22 protein-coding genes, 1 pseudogene and 1 other annotated feature are annotated in these 25841 nt (G+C 41.5%); of the genes and pseudogenes, 3 read left to right on the forward strand and 20 right to left on the reverse strand.

Going from position 1 to position 25841, the window contains the following annotated elements:
• Positions 1 to 92 precede the first annotated feature (92 nt).
• The 5 genes from CCC71_RS01340 to CCC71_RS01360 form a co-directional block, all read right to left on the reverse strand.
• Positions 93 to 1709 carry a 2-isopropylmalate synthase gene (locus CCC71_RS01340; RefSeq protein ID WP_021840143.1) on the reverse strand — a complete coding sequence of 539 codons (1617 nt, stop codon included), beginning with the start codon at positions 1707 to 1709 and terminating at the stop codon, positions 93 to 95.
• 505 nt (positions 1710 to 2214) lie between these two features.
• Positions 2215 to 2416, reverse strand: a binding site (T-box leader).
• 63 nt (positions 2417 to 2479) lie between these two features.
• The gene (locus CCC71_RS01345) at positions 2480 to 3214 is read right to left on the reverse strand and encodes a DUF805 domain-containing protein (RefSeq protein WP_156704128.1); all 735 of its coding nucleotides are present in this window, start codon (positions 3212 to 3214) and stop codon (positions 2480 to 2482) included.
• Between the two features lie 58 nt (positions 3215 to 3272).
• Entirely contained in the window at positions 3273 to 4430 is a 1158-nt protein-coding gene (locus CCC71_RS01350; protein WP_226974410.1) for a glycoside hydrolase family 3 N-terminal domain-containing protein, read from the reverse strand.
• 15 nt (positions 4431 to 4445) lie between these two features.
• A complete protein-coding gene (locus tag CCC71_RS01355) occupies positions 4446 to 5075 on the reverse strand; it encodes a hypothetical protein (RefSeq protein ID WP_021840146.1) in 630 nt (209 codons plus the stop codon).
• Positions 5076 to 5091: 16 nt separating this feature from the next.
• Positions 5092 to 5679: a hypothetical protein gene (locus CCC71_RS01360; RefSeq protein WP_021840147.1), complete on the reverse strand. Its 588-nt coding sequence runs from the start codon at positions 5677 to 5679 to the stop codon at positions 5092 to 5094.
• A gap of 349 nt (positions 5680 to 6028) precedes the next feature.
• Here CCC71_RS01360 and CCC71_RS01365 point away from each other — a divergent pair, with 349 nt between their 5' ends.
• Both CCC71_RS01365 and CCC71_RS01370 read left to right on the forward strand, forming a co-directional pair.
• A complete protein-coding gene (locus CCC71_RS01365; protein WP_156704132.1) occupies positions 6029 to 6844 on the forward strand; it encodes an ADP-ribosylglycohydrolase family protein in 816 nt (271 codons plus the stop codon).
• Positions 6845 to 7390: 546 nt separating this feature from the next.
• Positions 7391 to 7558, forward strand: a complete 168-nt coding sequence (locus CCC71_RS01370) for a hypothetical protein (protein WP_021840151.1) — start codon at positions 7391 to 7393, stop codon at positions 7556 to 7558.
• 171 nt (positions 7559 to 7729) lie between these two features.
• On the opposite strand, the gene CCC71_RS01375 is transcribed toward CCC71_RS01370, so the two are convergent.
• The 8 genes and pseudogenes from CCC71_RS01375 to CCC71_RS01410 form a co-directional block, all read right to left on the reverse strand.
• Positions 7730 to 8293 carry a DUF805 domain-containing protein gene (locus CCC71_RS01375; RefSeq protein WP_021840152.1) on the reverse strand — a complete coding sequence of 188 codons (564 nt, stop codon included), beginning with the start codon at positions 8291 to 8293 and terminating at the stop codon, positions 7730 to 7732.
• 266 nt (positions 8294 to 8559) lie between these two features.
• The gene (locus CCC71_RS01380) at positions 8560 to 9102 is read right to left on the reverse strand and encodes a DUF805 domain-containing protein (protein WP_021840153.1); all 543 of its coding nucleotides are present in this window, start codon (positions 9100 to 9102) and stop codon (positions 8560 to 8562) included.
• Between the two features lie 184 nt (positions 9103 to 9286).
• Positions 9287 to 9535 carry a hypothetical protein gene (locus tag CCC71_RS01385; RefSeq protein ID WP_021840154.1) on the reverse strand — a complete coding sequence of 83 codons (249 nt, stop codon included), beginning with the start codon at positions 9533 to 9535 and terminating at the stop codon, positions 9287 to 9289.
• Between the two features lie 281 nt (positions 9536 to 9816).
• Positions 9817 to 10227: a DUF805 domain-containing protein gene (locus tag CCC71_RS01390; RefSeq protein WP_021840155.1), complete on the reverse strand. Its 411-nt coding sequence runs from the start codon at positions 10225 to 10227 to the stop codon at positions 9817 to 9819.
• 140 nt (positions 10228 to 10367) lie between these two features.
• On the reverse strand, positions 10368 to 11126 hold the full coding sequence (locus CCC71_RS01395; RefSeq protein ID WP_156705285.1) for an SDR family NAD(P)-dependent oxidoreductase: 759 nt from the start codon (positions 11124 to 11126) through the stop codon (positions 10368 to 10370).
• Between the two features lie 95 nt (positions 11127 to 11221).
• Entirely contained in the window at positions 11222 to 12463 is a 1242-nt protein-coding gene (locus tag CCC71_RS01400) for an L-cysteine desulfidase family protein (RefSeq protein ID WP_021840157.1), read from the reverse strand.
• 156 nt (positions 12464 to 12619) lie between these two features.
• Positions 12620 to 13789: a diaminopropionate ammonia-lyase gene (gene dpaL, locus CCC71_RS01405; RefSeq protein ID WP_021840158.1), complete on the reverse strand. Its 1170-nt coding sequence runs from the start codon at positions 13787 to 13789 to the stop codon at positions 12620 to 12622.
• A gap of 80 nt (positions 13790 to 13869) precedes the next feature.
• Positions 13870 to 14958, reverse strand: a pseudogene (locus CCC71_RS01410) (hydantoinase/carbamoylase family amidase).
• Between the two features lie 340 nt (positions 14959 to 15298).
• Here CCC71_RS01410 and CCC71_RS01415 point away from each other — a divergent pair.
• Complete coding sequence (locus CCC71_RS01415) at positions 15299 to 16216, forward strand: AraC family transcriptional regulator (protein ID WP_226974413.1); 918 nt, start codon at positions 15299 to 15301, stop codon at positions 16214 to 16216.
• A gap of 64 nt (positions 16217 to 16280) precedes the next feature.
• Here CCC71_RS01415 and CCC71_RS01420 read toward each other — a convergent pair whose 3' ends face one another.
• The 7 genes from CCC71_RS01420 to sfsA all read right to left on the reverse strand — a co-directional run bounded on the left by CCC71_RS01420 (position 16281) and on the right by sfsA (position 25811).
• Positions 16281 to 17393, reverse strand: a complete 1113-nt coding sequence (locus CCC71_RS01420; protein ID WP_296333589.1) for an IS1249 family transposase — start codon at positions 17391 to 17393, stop codon at positions 16281 to 16283.
• A 325-nt stretch (positions 17394 to 17718) separates the two neighbouring features.
• Entirely contained in the window at positions 17719 to 18939 is a 1221-nt protein-coding gene (locus CCC71_RS01425; protein ID WP_226974688.1) for a GNAT family N-acetyltransferase, read from the reverse strand.
• Between the two features lie 54 nt (positions 18940 to 18993).
• Positions 18994 to 19902: a DUF2156 domain-containing protein gene (locus tag CCC71_RS01430; RefSeq protein ID WP_296333590.1), complete on the reverse strand. Its 909-nt coding sequence runs from the start codon at positions 19900 to 19902 to the stop codon at positions 18994 to 18996.
• 340 nt (positions 19903 to 20242) lie between these two features.
• Positions 20243 to 21361: an IS1249 family transposase gene (locus CCC71_RS01435; RefSeq protein WP_296332682.1), complete on the reverse strand. Its 1119-nt coding sequence runs from the start codon at positions 21359 to 21361 to the stop codon at positions 20243 to 20245.
• A gap of 334 nt (positions 21362 to 21695) precedes the next feature.
• Positions 21696 to 24173 (reverse strand): DNA gyrase subunit A, encoded by a 2478-nt coding sequence (gene gyrA / locus CCC71_RS01440; protein WP_296332684.1) that lies wholly within the window; start codon positions 24171 to 24173, stop codon positions 21696 to 21698.
• Positions 24174 to 24306: 133 nt separating this feature from the next.
• On the reverse strand, positions 24307 to 24627 hold the full coding sequence (locus CCC71_RS01445) for a YnfA family protein (RefSeq protein ID WP_295243416.1): 321 nt from the start codon (positions 24625 to 24627) through the stop codon (positions 24307 to 24309).
• A gap of 20 nt (positions 24628 to 24647) precedes the next feature.
• The gene (gene sfsA / locus CCC71_RS01450; protein WP_156704231.1) at positions 24648 to 25811 is read right to left on the reverse strand and encodes a DNA/RNA nuclease SfsA; all 1164 of its coding nucleotides are present in this window, start codon (positions 25809 to 25811) and stop codon (positions 24648 to 24650) included.
• Between the last annotated feature and the right edge of the window lie 30 nt (positions 25812 to 25841).

Raw genomic sequence — 25841 nt, forward strand, 5'->3', positions numbered from 1 at the left:
ATGTCTTAAACTACATTCTCTTGTGCCTCAGACTTACGCTCTATCAGCTGTAATACACCATGAAGCTCTCTCAAAACTTCGTAGCGTAATGTTTATTCTATGTCCTGTGCTATTTCCTGCTCAATTTCTTCTGCCAAATACACATAGTTTACAGCATTAATATAGGCCAACACACTGGATGAAATTACATCGGTGCTCACGCCGCGTCCGTTATATCGGCGGCCTTTATATTCAATCGTTACCTGCACTTCACCAAGCGCATCCTGCCCTTCCGTTACGGCTCGTACCTGATAATCCTTGAGTTCAATCGGCAAACCGATAACACGCTGTGCCGCTTTTAACGACGCATCTACCGAACCGTCACCGACCGCCGCATCTTCGCGAATACCTTGCGGTGTTTTCAAACGTACATCGGCGTAAGCATAGCCTCGTTCGTTAGATTTATAATGATGATGGACAAGTTCCACTGCTTTTACATGGTCGATATTGTCGATAACTAAAGCCAAAATGTCTTCGTCAAAAATCTCTTTTTTACGATCCGCCAAGGCTTTGAATTTAGCGAATAAGTCGTTCACTTTGGCCGTATCAAACTTAAAGCCCATGCCCTCCAAATGGCTTTCAAAGGCATGACGGCCGGAATGTTTGCCAAGGACGATGCTCGTTTTTTCTGCCCCCACACTTTCCGGTGTCATAATTTCATAGGTGGTCGGATTATTCAACATACCGTGCTGATGAATACCCGATTCATGGGCAAAAGCGTTACGCCCTACAATCGCCTTATTCGGCGGTACCACCATACCCGTCAATTTGCTGACCAATTTGCTGACACGAGTGAACTGTTTCGTATCGATGGCGGTGGTTACGCCGTAAATATCGGCGCGAGTTTTTAAAGCCATTACAACTTCTTCAATGCCCACATTACCGGCTCGTTCGCCAAGACCGTTAATGGTGCCTTCCACCTGACGGGCTCCCGCTTGAATGGCAGCCAAGGTATTGGCGTTGGCCATGCCCAAATCATCATGGCAATGAACACTGATGATGGCTTTGTCGATGTCCTTTACATGCTCCTTGATGTAACGGATTTTATAAGCAAACTCATCCGGCGTCATATAGCCCACCGTATCCGGCACGTTCAAGATGGTAGCGCCCCCTTCGATGGCAACACCAAAGACTTCACATAAATAATCCAAGTCGGTACGCGATGCATCTTCGGCGGAAAACTCGATTTCATCAAATTTGCCGGCTGCAAAAGCTAAGCAGTCTTTTACGATTTCAATGACTTCATCGCGCGTTTTTTTCAATTTATATTCTAAGTGAATATCGCTGGTGGCAATAAACACATGCAAACGGCTATGCTCAGCGCCTTTCAAAGCTTCCGCGGTGCGCTCAATGTCTGCCTTATTGGCTCTGGCCAAGCCGCAAATAGTGGCGCCTTTTACTTCATCGGCGATTTTTTTAACCGCTTCAAAGTCCCCCGGCGATGCAGCCGGAAAGCCCGCTTCAATCACATCAATGCCTAAGCGTACCAAGTTCTGCGCAATTTCAATCTTCTCCGGCGTCTGTAATGATACGCCCGGGCTCTGTTCACCGTCACGCAAGGTTGTATCGAAAAAATAAACTCGATCCTGATTTACTACATTATTGGCTGTCTGGTTAACTGCTTGATTTGTTACTTCGTTGACTTGATCAGTTGCTTGCCCCTGTGTCATATACATTCCCTCTCTTTTCGCTCTCTTATTTCTCAACTAAGCGCCCTATATGTTTAGCGCCACTCTTTGTTTACCCAAAATTTCATCAGTACAGCGCTCTCACCCGCCATACTAAGACTCATCATTTCTTAAGCGAACCGGCTCAGCCCCGCGCTCTCACCCACGGGACCGGTTCCTCTCTTCTCGCTCAAATGAGTCCCCAGTGCATCATGCTCTCACCCACAATGCATTCTCTCTCTTTTTTCTCAAAAGAACCGTCACGCCATTATTTTTAAACTATTCTTCTTAAAAAATCTTGACTCGGATAATATAAAAACGCCCCCGGATGCACAGTAAAACTGTACGTCCAGGGGCGTTATATACATTAATAGCAGCCTATTAACAGCTATGATTTTTGCCGGATGAAGTAAGACTTGAGACCTGAAAATTTAAAATTTAGACTTGAAGTAAAATTTTCATTTATTTTTTCATCTAACAAAAAAGCCCCCGGAATCACATAATGTGTTCCAGGGGCATCATAAACTATAACACGGTACCACCCTAGTTGGTTCTCTTGCAGTTATAACGGAACTACCGTCACGGCTTACTTCAGTTCAGCCGCAATGCTCCGAGGCGAGTTTCGATACTATCCGTTCTATTGCCTCGCACCGACCGGCAACTCTCTGTAAGCAACTAAATAGTTCTTTATACCTGTTCATCACATATCTCATTTGATTGTTGCTATTTTCGCACATACATATATACTTTGTCAAGAGATTTTTTTAAGAGTTTTATATTTTACCAAAATAACGGCTCGAAAACTCTGATTTCTCATAGTTGGAATAATCCGGTAACGGCCCATATTGATTCGTTTCCGGTTGACTCTGCTGTATGCTGAAAATTAACAGAACGATAACACCAAATGGTACAAATACGATTAAATACCACCAGCCCGTACGACCGATATCATGGAGCCGCCGTACCTGTACGGCTATGGAAGGTATGATAAAAGCCAGGCCGATTACACTGCTTATAATACTGCCAAACTCCGAAATAACACTAAAAATAAGCGTTAACAGCGAGCCTACTACCCATTGGGCCAACACAAAGCGCCAAAATTCACCGCGCGTAGCCCGCCCCTTGAAATCAGCATATTTATCCTTAAGACACATAATATAATTATCGATTAAAGATAGGGAACCCACCCAGTTAGGCGGATAACCTTCACCATTCTCCCAATTGGCATAGTGCGTATTAGAGGACTGTGGCTTTGCCGCCGGCACTTGATTATTAACACCGACTTCTTTTGGCTGATTGCCATCTGACGAATCATCTGCCACCGGCTCCTCTACATAAACCGGCTGGCTGAATTGACTATCCTTCTTGAATTGTTCTCCTTGCTGTTCCTTTTTCGGCTGCGCCGGTTCACTCACGTCCGGCATGGCTATTTCACCGACGGCCGTGCCGCATTTCGAACAAAAACGACTGCCTTCCCCAAGTTTAGCTCCGCATTTTGTACAGTACATAATTCCACTCCTTTACCTATTCCCCGTTTTCCATCTATTCCTTACGAATTAATAACTATTACCATGCCAAATTATGGCTGATTTTCAACATTAATATGTGACGCACCGCATCATTTAAGCGGTCTTTGGAGATGTCACCGCTGCGCACGGCCTTTAAAATCGCATTATAACCCTCGATGGCGTGATTGTACTCTTGACCGATAAGCACAATATCCACACCGGCGTTAACAGCCTTAACACTCATATCGCCAAAACTGTAATGATTGGCAACGGCGCCCATTTCCATATCATCCGTAATGATGACACCTTTATATCCCAGCTTTTGACGTAAAAAATCTTGCATAATAACCTTAGACAAGCTGGCCGGCATGGTATCATCGAGATTGCTGTAAACCGCATGGGAAACCATGACCATATAGTCGTCGTTATTCACCGATTGTATGATCGTCTCAAAGGGCTTTAAATCGGTGGCCCATAATTCATCGGCCGATGCGTCAATCGTATTGCCCTCTTTATGTAAGTCCGTCACGGTACGACCGATACCCGGAAAATGCTTTAACGAATAAATAAGCCCCGCTTCATGGTAAGCATTGCCCACCGCCTTAACAAATGGAATGACTTCAGCCGCGGTGGTGCCGTAAGAACGTTCATCGGCAAGGCCCAAATCGGCAACCGGTGCAAAGTTCACATTAAAACCTAATGATTTTAACTCTTTACCACTTTCTAATGCTAGTTTTGCTGCTTCCGCCGGTGTACCTTGCCCCAGCTGTTCAGCGGCCGGTACTTTTACAAGCTCACTGCTCAGGCGCGCCACCCAGCCGCCTTCCTGATCTATAGCTACAAAGAGCGGTGCTTTTTCACTTTGGCGAGCCGCTTTCTGTAAATCTTGAATCAACGCTGCAACCTGTTCTTTGGATTCCATGTTGCGGTCAAACAAAATAATGCCGCCCATTTTGTATTCGCTCAGCATATAGCGCACATCGTCGTTTACCTGAGTCCCTTGCATGCCGAATAAAATCAGCTGGCCGACTTTTTCTTCATCACTCATGGACTCAAGTAATGAGTCTACTTTTTGCTCGGCCGTCAAATCCGTCTTTTGCCAAATTTCTTCCTTAGCCTGGGGCTTTGTATCAGAGCCGCACCCTGCCATAACCACTAAAGCCATAAGCAAAGCCATTAAAAATCCAAGCCGTTTAAGACCTTTTCTGCCTTTCATTAATTCGCCTCACTTCTAAATCTTACGGGCCGACATATCATCAATAAGCCAGCCCGACCCTTGTTTACGCATCGTCACTTCGCCGGCAAATTTGCTCGCCACCGTGTCGCCCTTGTTACCTGTATAGTCTTCCGCATGCAACGTATACTGAATCACAATCGTGTCATCTGTTTGGGAAATAACGCGCATAGAATCCACTATACTTTCCTTGGTTTTGATATACCCCATGGACCAATCATAAAAAGAATTGCCCCCTTCTCGCTTATAATTTTCAGATAACAAATCATAGGCCTTAGAAATATCACCATCAGTAATCATCTGATGATATGTTCTAAATGTGTTCATAGCACTGTCAGCGGCCAATGTTTTTGGATCGGATGATTTAGGTTTTACTACCGGTTGTGTTTTAGTTACTGTTTCAGTTGCCGTAGTGGTCACACCATTTGATGTTAACGTGGTCACTTCTTTGGCTGTCGTATTCAGTATTTGCTGATTTCGTTCCTGATAACTTTCATCGGCATAATCAGCCGCTTCCTCCAATACGCTCATCGTATTGGCATAGGACATATACATATTACCAAAAAATAAAAATACCCCCAGTACACAAGCCCCAATAATCTGTCCCTTATCATTGCGTTGATACATGCTAACCTCCTCCTTCTTACAACGATTTCTCTTTAATTTCATCGATTAACCAAACCGGTCCATCTTTGCGCAGCGTCGCTTCACCGGCAAATTCCCTACGCACCGTATCGTTACCTTCATCGACCAACTTATGTAATGTATATTTAATGATAATCGTATCCTCGGTTTGTGAAACTAAATCCATTGAAGATACGACAACTCCTTTGGTTGCGCTAAAGCTGTTAACCCAGGTCTCATAATTACCGGCCACATTCTGTTGGTAATTATCGGAAAGCAATTGATACGCACGGGCATACTTATGCTCCGTAAGAAACAAATGATAATTTACAAACGTGGTCAACGCACTTTCGAGCTCCTTAAGCTCCAGCACATCTTTTGACGTATCCTTGGCTTCGGTTGCAATTTCGCCCTTGGCCGCTGATGTAGTTGTCTCTTTAGTATCGGACTCTAAACCTAATGCTTTTTTACCCTGCTCCCAGTAACCAACCCATCTGGTGGCCTGTTCAAATACTTTATCCACACTGTTTGTGGAAACCATTATCGACGCTGACGCCATGATTAAAACTCCGATAATAATTCGCCGTATTAGACCCCAATAATCCATACCATCCTCCCCGATTGACTGTACCCCTAAACCTATTTACTATTCTCCTAAACCTATTTACTATTCCCCTAAACCTTTTGCAAAAAATCCTCATTTCATAAATTGGAGACTTACTCTATAAGTAAAAAGTTCCACACACATTGAAAGTTTCCCTCTTTTAACTTTTAACGACTTCATTTTATAATCACATTTCAAGTATCTTGATAAAATTCATTGAACTTAGCCTCTATATTTATCGTAAAAAGCATGTGGTATAATATAAGCCTAACGATATTTTTTGGTTTTTTAACCTGAATATTCATCGTTTTTTTAATTGAATTAGGTGTTGGATATGAGGAGGCGTATTACTATGTTAGGTGCAATTGTAGGCGACGTTGTAGGCTCCCGTTTTGAATGGGACAATCTGAAGTCTAAAGAATTTGAACTTTTTAAACCCCCTTGTCATGCTACCGATGATTCCGTGATGACCATAGCCATTGGTAATGCTTTATTAAAGGCTGCTACGGCTCCCCCTGAAAAGCTGGCTCAAACAACCGTAATGTCTATGCGTATTCTGGGACGAGCTTATCATGGTCCTAATTACGACTATGGCGGCATGTTTTACCAATGGCTCTATGAAAAAGACCCAAAACCATACAACAGTTTTGGGAACGGTGCGGCCATGCGTGTCAGCGGCTGTGCCTACGCCGGCGACAGCTTAGAAGAAGTCCTTAATTTAGCTCACACCGTAACGGCTGTCACTCATAACCACCCAGACGGTATTGCCGGCGCGCAAGCTACGGCCGGTGCCATTTATTTAGCACGTACCGGTGCTTCCAAAGACGAAATTCGCAAGTTTGTCCAAGATAATTATTATGACTTGAATTTCACCATTGACGGAATTCGTCCTACCTACACATTTCAAGGTAGTTGTAAAGGAACGGTACCGCAAGCCGTTGTAGCCTTTCTTGAAGGTAACGACTTTGAAGATACCATTCGCAATGCCATTTCCATCGGCGGCGACAGCGATACCTTGGCAGCCATTGCCGGCTCTATTGCTGAACCGTTCTTCGGAATTTCGCGAGAAATCGGTGATACCGCCTTGTCCTACTTAGATACGCCACTCTTAAAGCTGTTCTGTGAATTTGAAAAAACCTTTATTTTTCCGAAACAGCCGAAAAAATAGAATAATCCGAACAGCAAATTTTATTTAGAACCAAATTATTCCGGCAACATAATCACAACATACCATCATTTTCATATCGATAATTTGCGATTTACTCCCGAATTTGCTATAATTTTAAAAAAACAGCAAGCCCTGTGCTTGTAAACAGCACAATAATCAAGCCAAATAATCGATTGTATCATAATGTTATTTTGTCATTTTTTATGTACATCAAGAAAATTTAAAGTTTTCGTATTAGAAAGGTGTAAAAAATGGATAATTCTCTTTATGAATACAAAGCATTTACTCTTATTGAAGGTTTAGGTGAATTATATACAAAATATCTTTACAGAGTATCAACATCTGACTTAGATAGCGAAACTAAATAGACATTCATAGACAAAATAAAATCTGAAAAAAGAAATCTTAATTTCAAAACGTTAGATACCGTTGAAAAACTAGATTTAGCGGAAGCTAATTTTAATCAACTAAAAAAACAATTAGATGGCTTAAATATTTCTTTATAAAAAGTAGACATTAAATTATAACAGTAGGGAGACTTGTAAAATGAAATCTTTAATTATGTTATTGTTAGCCGGCTTATTTATGTATATTTCCTTCAAAATGATGGTATTTGCATTTAAAGTAGGCTTCATGGTTGTATCCATTCTCTTACTTTGTGGCTTTGTTTATTACCTCTACCGCTCTATCACGTCCAAACGTTCGGAAGAGTAATACTGATACCACATACCGCATAAAACATACTCCTAACAAAAAGCGATGGACCCCGGTCCATCGCTTTTTTGCGTTCATTTTAAAAGACCCATAAGACTAGGTAACTACTTATCTTATCGGCCTAAAAAACAACTCATTTTGTCCTATAAAATAAAAACAGCGCAAAATGTCCTATATATCTGAAATTTTCTTATTGTTGAACCACTTTTTGCTTACATGATCCGTATAATCCGGCAACGGTCCATACTCATTTTCATACATCTGACTTGGCAAGAGCGTAAAAATTAAGAGAATAAAACTACCGCCCGGAATAAGGTGTAAGAAATACCACCAACCGCTGAAGCCGGTATCATGATAACGACGTATTTCACAGGTAATAATAGGTGGTAACAAGGCTAGCCAAGCGGCTACGCTGATAAAAAAGAAAAAGAAGAACGGTACATTGGAGTCGGCTACATTCATAAACATTCCGGTAATAAACATCAACGGAAATTCAACTACAAGGATTAATAGCCCTACAAATAACATAAACTTCCAGTACTCACCGCGCGTAGCACGACCTTCAATGGTACAGTACTTTTCAATAAGGCATAATTTTATATTTTCAGTGAATTCCAGCGAACTCTTCTGATGATTTGCCACTACCGGTACGGTGGACGCAACGCGCATTTGTCCGCAATTAGGACAAAACCTGGCTTCCGGTGACAATTCTTTACCACAATGACTACAATACATAATAAACCTCCCAGCAATCATTTTTTTAGATAGTATACATGATTCGACAACAAAGTTAAACACTTCTAACTTTTATTGCCGATTAAATTATTATATTGCTAATTATATTCTAACATACTTTTTCAATCATTTTTGTATACAAAAAAACAGCCCTAAGCTATGACTGCACCTTTTCACGAACTTTTGAAAAGCCTGCCTCATCAAAGCCAATGACTGTTTTATAAATTTAATATTCAATGTTTAATTAACTAAATAATTGCTCACGATTACCCTTGATAATTACTGTAATCAGGCAAAGAACCATATTTATTAGGCAATGGATTATTTTTTAAAAGCATTAAAACAATACCCGCAATAGTGCCTATGAAAGGAATTAAAATGAGTACTAACCACCAGGCACTGCGATTGGTGTCATGAAGTCGTCGAACCATTACGGCTAATGACGGCATAAATAATGCGAGGCTCAATAAACTGAGTACGCTTTCAACAATTTTACTCGACTCCATAACCGACCCAATTAGAGCCGCTACAATTACAATCACATAATGCACCAAAGAAAACTTCCAATACTCTCCCCGTGTAGCACGACCTTGTATGGTAAAGAACTTTTTAGTCATACACATCTTAAAGTTTTCCCAAATCGGTAAGGATCCCACCCAATGTAAAGGATAGCCATCCGCATCTACCGCAGGCACCGCATTTGTTGACGTCGCTGCTACCGAAGTCTCTGCCGCAGCAACATCTTGACCACAGTGTGAACAAAATGCTTGCCCGGCCTCCAATTCTTTACCACAATTTTGACAATTCATCCCAATACTCCTCTCTACGCAAACCCTTAACTAACAACCACTTATAAAAAAATTCATGTATATCATTCAATAAAACGATATAAATGAACATTCTACACTAATTATTAATCTTTATCAAATGCAAATTATGAAAACCGGTATCACACCGAATTATCATAAATATTAAACCAAAACATCTTAACGTTTACGTTGGGTGAACACCCGGATAATGGTCGGGAATTTTATCATTTATCCCTCGTGTGAGCGCCTTTATTTCGTCATGAATAACATGATTGACTGTTTCACATTTCGCCGAATTTTGTCCTAACAATACACGACCTTGGTCAACTGCTACCTTAGCTCGCCCGGTTACTATGAACGGGTGCTTTTTAATAGCTTCGATTTCATCTACATAATGACTGCACATAATCTTATTGACCGTAATTATTTTCATAAGTTTCCCCCTGGCACGGTAAAATAACCAACTGATATACTTAAAAATTTAAAATCGGCACAATGTTAAGTTTTTAATCGTACAATTCAAACGTAAAATATAGTATCAATCAAATGTTGCCCACCGCCCGTAATAAGTGGTTAAGCCATTCCCAGACGCTGCCGGTGCATTCCCCCATTCCGTTACTGCTTAAAATAATTACTATAGTAAAACTCCAAGTCCCGGTTTGAATCCTTGCTTTTGGGCTCAGAGGTTAAAACAGTATTAATATTCAAGCTCCATTAGCCCCTGTAATAGCTGTAATCCGGTACGGGGCCGTATTTATTAGGTACTGGATTCCCTTTCATGACGGAGAAAATAAACAAAACAAAAGAACCGGCATAGGGCACGAAGTGGAGTAAAAGCCACCACGCACTACGGTTCAAGTCATGAAGCCGACGGGTCTGCACCGCTAACGAAGGCAAAATGAACGGTAAGGTGACTACCAAGGTCAAAATATCTTCGAAGGTCGAACCAATACTGAAAATACTGATTAAGAATTCCAACACAATTATAATAACGAATTGAATGAGCACAAATTTCCAGTACTCACCACGGGTAGCACGACCTTCAAATTTTAAATATTTTTCAGTCATACACATTTTAAAATTATCCCAAACCGGTAAGGAACCGACCCAGTTTTCACTATTCATAGGAACTCCTCTTTTAACTACAATCTTAAATTCAAACTCATAAGTAACCGACATGCTAATATAACTAGCCCGCCGGAAAAAGATATATAACCACCAATTGCCTGTAGTGCTTTATGGGCACCACAGGCAACTGTCATTTCTTATTTCTTTGCAATCATAAAACCGGTGGCCTGCTGATTGGCCATGATGGTAATGTCCGAAATCTGCACGCGTTTTGGCTGCGTAGCGGCAAATACGATAATGTCCGCAATATCTTCCGCCTGCAACGCTTCCACGCCGGCATATACAGCAGCCGCTTTTTCCTTATCACCGTGAAAACGAACTTCACTGAACGGTGTTTCCACAATACCCGGTTGAATCGTCGTCACTTTAATATCCGACTCAATCGTATCGATGCGGATACCGTCACTCAGTGTTTTAACAGCCGCTTTAGTGGCACAGTATACAGCGCCTTTAGCGTACGCATAAATACCGGCCGTAGAACCTAAGTTAATAATGTGACCGGCATTTTTAGCCAACATGAACGGTAATACGGTACGTGATACATAGAGCAAACCTTTTACATTTGTATTAATCATGAGCTCAATATCATCGATGGAACTTTCTTGGAAAGCATCGAGACCTTGCGCCAAGCCTGCATTATTTACAAGAATATCTACACCGCCGGCTTTTTCAATCACCGCCGGTAACGTTTCCGTAACTGCTTGACGATTTGTTACATCAAGGGCAAACGGAGTTACCTTGATGCCGTATTCCGGTTCGAATTCGGCTTTCATGTTTTCCAATACTTCCAAGCGACGAGCGCATAATAAAAGGTCATACCCCGCTTTGGCAAAAGCTAAAGCCGTAGCGCGGCCGATTCCCGAAGTAGCACCTGTGATTAATACTGTTTTGCTCATTATAGTCACTCTCTTTCTTAGATATACCTTATATTTCTATTATAGATATAATTCGGTTTTGAGACTAGTTAGAAATATTTTTATTTTGCTCTATATTATTTTTCAATCATTGATTCTAAAATTACAATGTCCGTCTCGCGCATACCGTCACGAGCGATACGCCCCACCGTATGCACCGTTTCATCGATATTAGCTTTAACGATACCGTCACCGTTTTTAAAACTATTATTCGACTTCGCCTGGCGATAGGATAATAACGCATTGCCCAGAGACATACCAATCTTCATGGCACACGATGCTTTGGCGCCGTCACAAACCACGCCGGATGTACCAACCAGTGCATTGGATAGGGTTTCCCATACCACTTCTTTCGGCTCATCCGTTAAGTACGCAATACCTGCTGCCGTAGCAGATGCGGCACTCACCACACCACAATAGGCACTCAAACGCCCAATATCATGCTTAATATAAAGTGCTAACACATTAGCCAAGGCCAACGCACGATAACGTCGTTCTTCAGGCACATCATATTCTTCAGCATACACATGAATAGGAACGGCCAAGGTAATTCCCTGATTGCCGCTGCCGCAGTTAATCATAACCGGCATGCTGCAACCGCCCATGCGCGCATCGGAGCCGGCCGCCGCATAAGCACGTGCCTTATCCGCAATGCTGGCAGAATCTTCAATAATAAGTTTACCGATGTTTGAACCGTAGGAGTTTTTCATCCCCTCTTCGGCAATGGCCATATTATATTCAAACTGACGATGCAATAATTCTTTGAGCCGCTTAAAATCAGCCTCTTCAGCGAATTCATAGCAGTCATCAAATGTCATCTGCACTTCTTCCGCCAAAATCTGTTCCAACGGCATATCAAATATAACTTCCCCGTCTTTTTCGATGTGCGTAATATTAGTGTGTTTCTGTTGAACCGTTACCTTCACTTCGTGATCCGCCGTTTTAGCGGTTACGGCGATGTACAGATTGGCCACACCTTCCGCCAACGATACGGTACAGAAATTACTTTCAAATAATTCATCAGCCCGCTTCACATCATCCGATGTCAAACCTTCGAGTACTTCCAGTTCTTTAGACGCATCACCCACAATAGCGCCCAAAATCAGACTGTAGTAAAAACCGGTTCGCCCCTGTGCATTCGGGATAGTTACGCTCTTCGCGTTTTTAATAATGTTGCCGCTGCAATCAGCGTGCAAGCTGCTTGGAAATTCCCCCAAAACTTCCACCGCTTTCGCCGCCGCAAAGGCCAGCGCAATCGGCTCCGTACAACCAAAAGCAGGTAGTACCTCTCTCTCCAACATACAGTACAAATCTTTCATAAGAGTCCTCCATGCTTTTTTATTCAAATGACGTAATTTAGCCATTTCTAATTTTATTATACCTTATTTATAATCAAAAATCTCAATATAATTTCATTATAATAAAAAACAAGACACTTTGCGAGCAATCATTGCAAAGTGCCTTATTAGCAAAATTTACTTTATTAAACCGCATGCACCATCCCAAACAATGCGTCGATAATTAACTGTATCCGTATCGCCTTCAGTACTGATACAAAGAACAACAGATTCTTCATTTAATCCCAACTCTGAACGCATAGGCGCTTTATCCGCATCAACCATAAGACGATAAACGAGTCCGGTTGTAACAGCACCGCTTTCACCTGAAATGATTTGTTCATCACCATACAACGGATTCCCCAACACACGCATTCCATCGGCTGCAACTTTATCATCGCAAGACACACTGTAATCGCCAAATTGACGAATTTGTTCCCAGCCTACCGTACATACCTCACCACAACAAAGGCCGGCCATAATAGAATCTAAATCTCCCGTCACGGCATGTAAGGTACCATCATTGGCTTTAACTGTCTGAAATACACAGTCTGCCTTATTAGGTTCTACATAAATTATGGTTGGTTTCTTATCACCATAATAATGATTGAAAAATCCGGTTAAAGCTCCGGCCATAGCACCAACTCCGGCCTGTAAGAAAATATGGGTAGGTACAATATCTCCCAAAGACTGTACAGCCTCTAACGCCATTGTCATATAGCCTTGCATAATCCAACCGGGAATTTCCTCATAGCCCGGCCATGCCGTATCTTGCACCAAAATCCAACCGTTAGCGTCACCTTGTGATTTAGCAAAACGAACTGTATCATCATAGTTCAGTTCGGTAATCTCTGCCGTAGCACCAAGTTTACGAATATTTTCCAATCGTTCGACAGCCGATCCTTTCGGCATATACACAACAGCTTGCTGTTTTAAATTCTTAGCAGCCCAAGCAATACCGCGTCCATGATTGCCATCGGTAGCCGTTACAAAAGTGAAACTGTTTGGCTCTACATTTTTCACTTCAGCCGGCGTTATATTTAATTTTGTAGCAATCACTTCAGCCAGCGCATAACTGCCACCAAGGCCCTTAAAAGCATTCAACTCAAATCTATAGCTTTCATCTTTTACAAATAAATTTTTTAGTCCCACATGTTTAGCTAATGCACTTAGTTCTCGTAACGGTGTTGCCTCGTACCCCGGTAAACTCTCGTGGAATTCCTTAACTGCTTTTGCCTTTGCAACAGTAAACAAGGCATCAAAGTCACTAGATCTAACATCTTTTTGAATAGGAACAATATTTATCATGGATTCTCCTTAACTTATGTTATTCATAGACTAACTGTAATTCTTCTTAGAAATTTATCTTCTTCAAGAAAATCGATTGTTTACTGCGCCAAATTTTTGATTACATTAATGAATACATTGGCTCCGGCAAAAATATCTTCGTCTTTAGTATATTCTTTCGGATTATGACTAATACCGTTTACACTTGGTACAAAAATCATGGCCGACGGGCAAATCCGCGCCATCATCTGTGCATCTTGACCGGCACCGGACGTCATCCGACGATTCGATAAATGCATTTCATTAGCCACTTGTTCCACCATACTTACAATTGTTTCATCAAATTGTACCGGTTGAAAACGTACTAATTGCTCCGTACTAATTTGTACCTTATCGGTCACTGCCAATTCTTTTAGGTATGCCGCTAAAGCCTGTTCTTCAGCTATTAAGCGTTCCTCATTAGGGTTGCGTACATCAACTGTAAAAACAGCTTTTGATGGGATTACATTAATCGCATTTGGTTCAAAAGCAATCGTACCCGTTGTCGCTACTGTAGTACCACCTGACTGATTACAACGGTCACGCATAAAAGTAATTACCTTGGCTACGGCCAAACCCGCATCCACTCTCATATTAGTCGGTGTTGTACCTGCATGATTAGCTACACCTTTAATCTCAATTCGTTGCCAAGAAATCCCTTGCAAATTTTCAACAGCTCCGATAGAAATGCCTTCTACATCTAAAATAGGACCTTGCTCGATATGAAGTTCAATATACGCACGAGGTTTAATAAATCCCGGTTCTTCCGTCCCTTCGTAGCCGATACGCTTTAATTCTTCTCCTAAAATCGTGCCGTCTACACCAACAATAGCTTAGGCTTCTTTTACATCAAGACCTCCTGCATATACAAGGGAGCCCATCATATCCGGTGAGTAACGAATACCTTCTTCATTGGTAAAGGCTCCTACAACCAATGGACATTTTGTTACAATCTGCTGTTCCTGTAAACTTTGAATTACTTCAAGGCCGGCCAACACTCCATAACAACCGTCATATTTGCCGGCATTAATAACCGTATCAATATGAGAACCCATCATAATCGGTGCTTCATGTTTATTGGACTCGGTCTCCCATATCCCAAAAATATTACCAATATAATCTACTGCTACACGAAGTCCGGCTTCTTTCATCCATGCCACTACCTGATCGCGCCCGGCTTTTTCCGTATCGGAAGCAGCCGCTCTGGTACGGGCTCCATTTTCATCAATGCCGATTTCACCAAGTTAGTTGATTCGATTCAACAATCGTTGTTCGTTAATTTTTAACATAATAGTTCCTCCTATACCTACTGACATCCACTATAGAACTTCTTATCTATGCCCTAAGTATAAGGGTATCGTGATTTTCTTACTATCGAATACGAACGTATTTTTATCTGATTTGTACTTTTTATCATACTTATTATGTTGTATTGTAATAAATATTCCTTTATAATTTAAATCAAGACATATCATCAAAGGAGGATTAGTTATGATAGAATCTCATCCACAATCAAAAAATAAAGGGCAAGCATTTGCCATGAGTTTCACCAGTGAGCTTCGCGAAAACCTCCCCTATATAGCCCTTGATTTACCTTTATCCGTATATACCCAGGATTTCGTCCATGCTACGTCCGACATGGTGCCCATTCACTGGCATAATGAAATCCAACTGACTTGGGTTATTTCCGGATCATTAGAATATCGTGTTAATAATAAAACCTTTCATTTAACACCAAATACATTATTATTTGTAAATCCTCACCAACTACATACGTCAAAAACAATAGACCAAGATACACATTCACTCTGTCTAAACTTTACCGATAGTTTATTTATTGACTATATCCAAACTCATTTTATTAATCCCATTACCCAAAACCCGTCACTCGCTTATGCCATGTTACCCCTACAGCCAAATCAGCTAAAACAGTTGCAATCTTTTATAGAGTTAGACGATGCTCCATTTCATCATTTAGAGGTTATTAACTTTATTATGGAAATCATTGAACAGCTCTATCCGCTTACCAAGAATGAATCAAAGCCGGTCAACAAAAAGGAACTGGCCCTGTTCTACGCTATGATTGAATACATTCACAACCATTTCCATGAACAGCTGACAGTTACAGCTATCGCCAAACAGGCTTTTACCAATAAAAATAGATGCACCGCCTTATTCAATAAATACGCCAGTACATCGCCTATTAAATATTTAAACAATTATCGGCTTAATCAAGCCAAAGATCTGCTATTACAAACATCTCAATCAGTATCAGATATTTCATTAGCGGTCGGTTTCAATCAGTTAAGTCATTTTATTGAACTCTTCCGTCTTAATTATGGTTTATCACCTCTCAAATATAGAACCTTTCATTCTAAAACCATCGGTAATGATGCTATTGAAAAATAATAATCTTGGAAGAGTTCTGTTAATTTTGGCTTATAGGACAAAAAGTGTGTGTGGCTTTTTTAAATTAATCCCAATAAATTGGAAATTCCGTGGACATATGGAACTCATTCCAGACAATGGCATCGCCCCATTGGGGTAAGATATTATCAGGACGGTTATTCCGCATTATCCTACGGTAAGTAGCAGCGATTGTTTTATCTGTAGGCATACATTTTAATATTTCAGCAACAGGAAGCGGTCTAGGTGAGTGCTCGTAACACCACCAATAGACCGCTTTTAATCGTCTTTCTAAGGATAATCCTCTGTGGTCTCGTAACATCCCCCTAAGTTGCGCATTAACGCCTCCTTCCAGTCGATTGTTCGTTGTAGGTACGGTAATATCTACAAACGTCAGGTAGGTAAATAGAGTCTCATCTCTAATTAATCGTAAAAGTCCTGCCTCAGCTTTTAAGAGGCGTTCATGAGTAGCCCTTTTATTCCCATTTTCGTCAACTGTCATTTCACGTAAGAAGTCATCAAACTCTTCTCTCCAAGCTAATAATCCATCAATCCAAGTATAGGCATCATCTATCGATTGAATCTTAAATAAACGCTTTGCTAGTTCATATAAGGCCTTGCCGGCTACTGTTTTTGGTGCAGAAGTTGTATACCTTCTTACTTGTGCAAAAACATGAAATAAGCAGCGTTGATGGTTACTTGTCGGCCACCTCTTTGCTAAGGCCTTAGCAAATCCAGATCCGCCGTCTGAGATAACAACACGCGGAGGAGCAATACGGTCCATTAATGCCTGCCAAGCTCTAGAGTTCTCATATCTACAAACATACCAGCCTAACACATGGTCCTTACTACAACAAATAAGTACACAGAGCTTACGCGTTAGGTATATGCCGTCAAAGTAAAGCACATCATATACTTCCTCAATCTTTGGTGGAAGGCACCATATGGACCAAAATTTAGCGGTTTTACGTCTAAATGTACGTCCTCCTCCAGGCATATCCTGCTGCAACTGTTTACTAAATAACCACTTCAAAAACAACTTTAGATCATGACTATCGGTGTTAATTTTGTTAGTGAAAGCGACTTTACAGTGCTTACAAAACCATCGCTGAGAACCGGATTTCAATATACCGTGTTTTATACATTTTCGACCACAATCAGGGCAAACTACTTGTTTAATTTTAATCATCCTCCTATTTATGTTTTTATTTAGGAAGATATAATACCATTTTAGTCAGTAGTTATGTGGGTTCAAGCATGTTTTTACACACACTTTTTGTCCACCCTTTATCTTTGTCAAAAAAAGATAAAAGTGCTATAAACCCAGTATCTATCTAGGTTTACAGCACTTTTTACACACACTTTTTGTCCTATAACTCTTAATTTTCAAAAAATTAGCAAAACAAAAAGCCCTCATAAGATGCAAAACCTCTAGCCAATCGGATGTAACGCATCCGGTATAAGTAGAGTCTGAGCCTTATGAGGGCCTTTTTATATATTAATTCTTACCACCATTCATTAATGTATGTTTTTTGTTTCGGATAAACACGGATGAGCATAGCAATCACCGCTTTTTCACCACATACTTTACCTTCAAACAGCAGTTCCGACGCTGTCATGCGGCCCATAAGGATAAGGCTTAAAGCCCCTACCTCACTTACAACCTGCACATCAGCTTTAACTTCGTCCGCTGTTTTAACGGCTTCCACGTGGCCATCACTATGAATTGTCACTTCATAGGTACCTTCATTCCAAGTTGCCATGGAATCTTTAACACCTAATGTAAAGGTATAGGTCTTACCGTCAACTACGCCCGCCTGATTGGCCCAATGTGCATCAATATGGGCCGGCACTGTCGCCATAGCCGTCGTCACATCGACAATACGACTCATCATGTACGGCATGGTTGTATGACCGGTTTTACCGTTCGGATGGAAAATATAAGATTCATCCTGCATACCTTCGTTCCAGCGGATGCTCGAACCTTGCGAACGATGATTGTATAAGTAATTTAAGAGACCTTTTTGACCGCGACGGGAAGTGTACACAAATTCGGTAACCGGAATTTCTTCCGCCCCTAAACGATACACCGCATAGCCTTCAATTTGACCGTCTTCGGTCTGCACATAAGCTACGCGCACCCCTTCCGCAAAAAAGCTGCCCAATAAGCGTCGCCATTCTTTTTCACCGCGCACGGCATAACCGGATAAACCTTCAGTATAAGCTTCATAGATTGGGGCTAACTTAGTCCATTCGTCTTCCGATTGCAAAAGACCGAAATGAAGTGTTTTATCCGTAAGCGGACGTAACTCTTCAAGACTCAAGGTTTGCACCCACTGATGAGCGTACAGTTCCCAACCGTATTGTTGGTAAAACGCAGCTTTGGACGGCATCAAAATGGTGATCCCCTGACCGCGTTTTTTTAACTCTTCTAACGAAGCCGTTAATAATTGACCGCCGATACCGCCACGGCGGGCTACCGGATCGGTTGCTACGCCTACCATGTAACTTACCGGCACGAGCGCACCGCGCACATTAAGGGTATACTGACGCAAATGCACCATACTGGTCAGCAAATTTCCGTCATAGCCTACCATGGTATGTTCCGGTTCATAGGCTTTGCTGAAATAATATTGGAAAAACGGATCTTCTTTTGTTTCAAAGCAATAAGCCCATAAATTTTCTACCGCTTTCGTATCATTGGCGTTGGCAATTCTAAATTCCATAATTACACCTCTTTTTATACAAAAAAGGAGAGTCCTCAGGACTCCCCTAATACTTTATTCCTTAACAGGACAAATATCGGCATATACCGCATCATATTTTTCGGCAAAATGATCCGGATTATACGATTCTTTAGCCTTACGAAGGCCCGGTAAGCCCATATCTTCTTCACGGTTTACAAATTCCGTATCGGCAAATTCATGACGAATGAATTCATTGTTGATAGCCTGGTACAAACCGCGGATAGTCGGATTTGCTTTTTCAATATGAATCAAAGCCATACGGTCGTTCAAGTATTCACCGATAGTGAACGCTTCGATACGTCCGAACAACTTGATAGCACCGCCTACAAGACCAAGTTCATCCCAATGAGTGAACAACAATTTAATGGCTTCCAACTCATCTTCAATGCCTTCTTCATGATGCTGTTCCACCCAGGATTCAGCCGTAGCAATACAATCGGCAAAAATGTCCGAAGTAAGCGGCATGTACTCATAGTTGGTATACTGCATGCGGAACTGATTTAAGTGATTTTTCTTCTGGCGCAATTTTTTACCGGACAAAGTAATCAAATCTTGCGTTTTATAAATGTACTCAAAATTGTCACGGTCCGGCGTAAATTCATAGCAATCAGGACAAAGCGTATTCATACGCTCCATCATAATCGGATTAACACCTTTTAAACGGAACGGCAAGTTATTCACTTCGAACCATTCTTTAGCCATATCAAGGCCGTCTACGAATTTTGCATCTTTACCGGCAAAAGGTGGCAACATAAACGGTTCCCGTTTGCCGCCCCCTTTAATGAACAATACGCCATCTTCTTCGGCCCATTCGATACCATAAGCATCTTGCCACATAAACAATGTGGTAAAACAGTTATCCGATGCTTCATAATGATGAATTGCAAAATAATCATCAATAATCGGTTTATCTTTTAATTCAAATCTTCTAAATACTAAAATAGGAATCGCCTCCTACGGACTAATAGTAATAATACACAATTATAGCGTTCTGATTTTTTTATAACGCTCTACATTTTTTAGGAACTATATCCCTAACCCAAATACCCTAATCTTTTAGGACTTTATTAACACTATACTCAGGGCCAATCAATACTCTTTTTAGAGTACCAATAGGGGCTGAGCTCATATAGCGAACTCTATAATTATACTACATATTTGAACTTTGTAAAATACAACTATATCTATATATTTCATTCTATATATATGATTTTACCATAAAATTGTGTAAAAGAGAATTTTTTTCACAGTTTCGGGTTATAGGACATTTTGAGTTGGTAATTTAATCCCATAGATAGTTAGGATATGGATCTGAGAAATGAAAATCACTCCATACAATAGCATCGCCCCAGGTTGGAATAGAATCTTCTAATTTTTCTCTGGAATTCATGGTATCATATAGTTTAGAAATACTTTTGTTGGTCGACATAACCTCGAGTATTTCAGCGGGTGAAAGCGGTTTCGGTGAGTGCATGTAGCACCACCAGAAAACCGCTTTTATTCGCCTTTCAATATTCATTCCTCTATGGTTACGAAGCATAGCTCTTAATTGAGCATTTATGCCACCTTCAATACGGTTATTAGTAGATGGACAGTTAAAGTCTAATGTATCATCTAGGTAGGTAAATAAGGTACCAGATTTAATTAATACAAGAAGTGATTGCTCTGCTTTTAAAAGTCTTTCATGTTTTAACCTAGGTTTTCCATACTCGTCATAAGATACTTCGTCTAAAAAGGCTTTATGCTTAATTTTCCAGTCTGTTAAACTTCTAATCCAATGTAATGCTGCAGTCGTAGAATTTACCTTAAATAAATCATTTGAAAGCCCATATAGCTCTGCACCGGCAATTGTTTTAGGACGAGTTGTTGTATACCTTTTTACTTGTTGAAAAGCATGAAAAATACATCTTTGAAGTTTGGCCTTTGGCCAAACTTTTTTTAATGCCTTCCGAAAGCCGGGACCACCATCAGATACAACGACCGTGGGCGTAGCAATACGGCTCATCAAAGCCCCCCAAGCCCTCGCTCGCTCAGCTCTGCATACATACCAACCTAATACATGCTTTTCACCACAGCAGATTAATATACAGGCTTTCCTTCCTAGGTGAATACCATCAATGAATACAATCGAGCTTTGAGTTTCAATTTTAGGTGGTAAAGGCCAAAGTTCCCAAAATTTAGCTGTTTTTCTGCGAAAATTACGACCGGCACCGGGCATATCTTTTTGTACATTTTTACTGAACAACCATTGAAGAAAAAGGCGAAAATCCGAGTTTGTATGATCATAAGGCTTAGTAAAAACTTGATGACATTCTTTACAACGCCATCGCTGCCTACCTATTCGAGTTTTTCCATACTTTATACAGTCAAAACCACAATAAGGACATCTAATTTTTTTCATAAAGTAATACCTCCTAAAAAATATATTTTCTAGAAAGATATAACCTTATTTAACCCTTATATAGCAAGGGGTTTCAGACTTTTTACCAACTCATTTTGTCCACCCTTTAAAATCTAATAAAAAATTTAAAAGACCGATGAGACTAGATAAATACTAGTCTCATCGGTCTAAAAACCAACTCAAAATGTCCTATAGGCCACAGTTTCTTTCGTTTGACAGCATTATTTTATAGACATTGAATCTATTATCGACAAATGAAGAACAGTGAATTACAAAAAGCGGACTGAAGAACTTTTATCTTCAATCCGCTTTATTAGTATTTATAAGTTATCACTTAGAACAAGCTGTCTTCTTCCGAATCCAATTCGTCTTTAGCAATAATAGCTACGGAAGCTACTTTATCCTCACCATCAAGATTTTGCAATTTCACACCGGAAATGGCTTTACCTTTTTTAATGGCAATATCTTTCATGTCAAAACGAATAATCTTGCCCTGTTCGGAGATGAGCATTACTTCATCGCTGTCCGTTACGATACCAACAGCTACAACATCACCGGTTTTATCGGTAATGCGGAAGTTTTTCGTTCCCTTGCCGCCGCGTTTCTGGAGCGAGTAGACATCTTCGCTGTTGCGTTTACCATACCCTTCTTCACTGATAGTGAATACCTGACAAGCTTCGCCCGATTCGATAATCACACCGGCGCCGACTACATCATCACCGGCATTAAGTTTAATACCGCGAACGCCCTGAGCGGAACGTTTCATGAGACGTACGTCTTCTTCATTGAAACGAATAGCCATACCCTTACGAGTGCCGAGGAGAACATCCTGATTGCCCGCTGTGAGGCATACCGCAATGAGACGGTCATCGTCAGCCAAGGAAATAGCATTCAAACCGCTGCGACGAATATTTTGATATTCTTCAATGGACGTACGTTTTACCACGCCTTGTTTTGTTACCATTAACAAATTAAGATCGTGATTTACAGTTTCCATATCAATCATAGTCGTCACCGCTTCACCTACATTGAGCGGCAATACGTTGATAATCGCTGTACCGCGGGAATTGCGGCTCGATGCTTCCGGCACTTCGTAACCTTTCAAGCGATATACACGGCCCGCAGTGGTGAAGAACAAAAGCGTATTATGGGTACGAACATGAGAAATCTGTACCACATAGTCGTCTTCTTTCGTCTTCATGCCGACAACGCCTACGCCGCCTTTATGCTGGTTGCGATATACATTGGCATTCATGCGTTTGATATAGCCCTGACGAGTCAAGGTAATAACCATTTCTTCGTCGGCAATCAAATCTTCCACATCAAGTTCCGATGTATCAATCGTAATTTCACTACGACGTTTGTCGCCGTATTTCTGTTTCATTTCGGTCAATTCGTCTTTGATGATACCCCGCTGACGGTCTTCGCTGGCCAAAATAGCTTTCAAATCAGCAATAAGGATTTCCAACTGTTTGTATTCGTCTTCAATCTTTTCACGTTCCAAACCGGTCAAACGACGTAAACGCATATCTAAGATGGCAACGGCTTGTTTTTCAGTTAAGCCGAATTTCTGCATCAATGCGTTCTTCGCGATTTCATCGGTTTCCGACGCACGAATTGTGGCGATAACTTCATCAATATGATCGAGGGCAATAAGCAAGCCTTCCAAGATATGAGCACGAGCTTCCGCTTTGGCCAATTCGAACTGCGTACGACGTACGATAACGCCTAAACGGTGGTTCAAATAGTGAGTAAGTACTTCTTTTAGCGTAAGTACTCGCGGATGACCGTCCACCAAGGCAAGCATAATCACACCGAAGGTGTCTTGCAATTGAGTGTGTTTATATAATTTGTTAAGAACGATATCCGGCTGTACATCGGCGCGAAGCTCTACAACGATGCGCATACCGCGACGGTCACTTTCGTCACGAAGCGCGGTAATGCCGTCAATAACCTTGTCACGGCTCAATTCGGCAATGCTTTCAATAACACGGGCTTTATTAACCTGGTACGGAATTTCCGTTACCACGATACGGTGTTTGCCCTTGTTCATTTCTTCAATCGTGGCACGGGCACGCATCTTAATGCTGCCACGGCCAGTGCTGTAGGCTTTTTTAATGCCATCGCGACCGAGGATTAACGCCCCTGTCGGGAAGTCAGGCCCTTTAATGGCTTTCATCAAATCGTTTACATCCACATCAGGATTGTCGATAAGCATAATTAAGCCATCCGCTACTTCGTTCAAGTTGTGCGGCGGAATATTGGTCGCCATACCAACGGCGATACCGGCGGAACCGTTAATTAACAAGTTCGGAATTTTGGCCGGCAATACTGTCGGCTCTTGCAAGGACTCGTCATAGTTTGGCATGAAATCAACGGTATCTTTGTCGATATCAGCGAGCATTTCCGTCGTAATACGAGCCATACGTACTTCCGTATAACGCATAGCCGCTGCCGAGTCACCGTCGATGGAACCGAAGTTACCGTGACCATCTACCAAGAGGTAGCGCGTATTAAAATCCTGTGCCAAACGCACCGTTGCATCATATACGGAACTATCCCCGTGTGGATGATATTTACCAAGTACGTCCCCGACGATACGGGCCGATTTCTTATATGGCTTATTCGGAGTCATACCGGTTTCATGCATAGCGTACAAAATACGACGATGCACCGGTTTTAGACCATCGCGAACATCCGGTAAGGCACGCATAACGATTACGCTCATGGCATAATCGATATAGGAGCTCTTCATTTCTTTATCAATCTGGACGGGCTCAATTTTCCCGTGACTCCAGGTCGTTTCCTCCACAGTCTCACCTCATTTAATAATAACTAATCGTACATTTCAAGCGCTTCATTTAATTTATTAGCAACTTATATTATAGCATTTTTAGCGTTTTTATGCTACTTTTAACCGCATCAATAAGGGATTTTCACCACATTTAACGGGGATAATACATAATAATTAATACCCCTACGAGGGCAATGGCAACACCTACTAAATCGGCCATATCGGGCACCACTTTATCCACCTGCCAGCCCCATAATATGGACAAAACAATAAAAATACCGCCATACGCCGCATAAACGCGGCCGAACGAGGCCTCCTGCAAAGTAGGTATGATACCGTATAAAAAGAGAACGACGGCACCGGCCACTAAGTACCATGGCCCTTTATCTTCTTTTAAAGCGAGCCATACCAAATAGCCGCCACCGATTTCAAAAAAGCCGGCTACGATAAAGTAAAATAAGGATTTAGCTATTTCCATCAGTGTCTCCTTCCTTATTCACCAAGATTAATCATTGTATCCAAACGGTTCATGCGAAAATCTTCTACCATGAGCATAAAGGGCTCGTTATGAATCGGATTATAGGTCGTACCAAACAGATGACTGTTACAATCACAGTCACTTGAGCCGAAGCCCGGCACCTCCCAGCCATCCAAATTGTTAACAGCCTTGGCCAATTCACATTCCAAATCGTCGCTGCTACGAATCGACAAGGTGGCAATCATTTCACAGTGAGAACGGAAATAATCGAGATGCCAATGCATCTTTTTACGTTTCCGTTTATGACGTTCCAAACGCTTGGTAAGATTGGCTTTAGCGGAGCCCACATAGGTATAATACCCTTCCTCAAAATGAAGGATACCCTTACTACCGATTTCCAAATCCATGGCGGTAGACAAATGTAAAACCACCAGATAATCGCCGCGGTCCTGTGCTTCCCGGCGAAGCAGTTCCGCATCAAAACGGCATTCACGGATTACCTCCGGCATGGTAAATTCTTCCGTCCAACGCAGTGCCACCGCCTTCCAATCAAGATCTCCCGCTACTTCACCGAAAGTTTGGGCAAAGGCCAAATCCGTATGATAATCCGGTAAAAACCAACGGGCCCGTTCCCACTGTACCAAGAACAAGACCCCCGTATGATAACCTTCACTTTTAAGAGCCTGTAGATGCAGTAAATGTTTACGCCCTCGCTCCGTTATGGCATCAGGGAACATGGCCCCTTCACGACTGAACAAAGTGCAGGATTTTACTTCCAGCAAAAAAGACTCGCCGTCATCATTGGTTAATAACAAATCAAAGCGGCTATTACCTACTGTATATTCACGGCGCACGACGGACCATTCTTCCCAACCGGGAATTTGTTTCGTAGAAATTAAATACTCCGCCACATCATTACTGTAGTTAGTATCCAACATAATCGGCACCCCATCCCGTTCAATGCCGATAACCCGGTACTGTGTTTTGGCGTCCTTTTTCGGATGATGGACTATGTAGAATTTAACACCGGGGTATAATAACTCCCACATGCGGCCCGGATTCGGCAAATGGGCCGGCAATACTTCACCGTTTAAATGATCCATAGCCAGATGAACCACAAAGCGATTCGGCCGTTCTACAAATCGTCCCGTTAATACTTTTTCATATAGTTGTTTCATGGTCTACCTCTTATTACAAAATTGCAATAA

The sequence above is a fragment of the Veillonella sp. LMAG:90 genome (assembly GCF_008679445.1).
GTDB lineage: Bacteria > Bacillota > Negativicutes > Veillonellales > Veillonellaceae > Veillonella_A.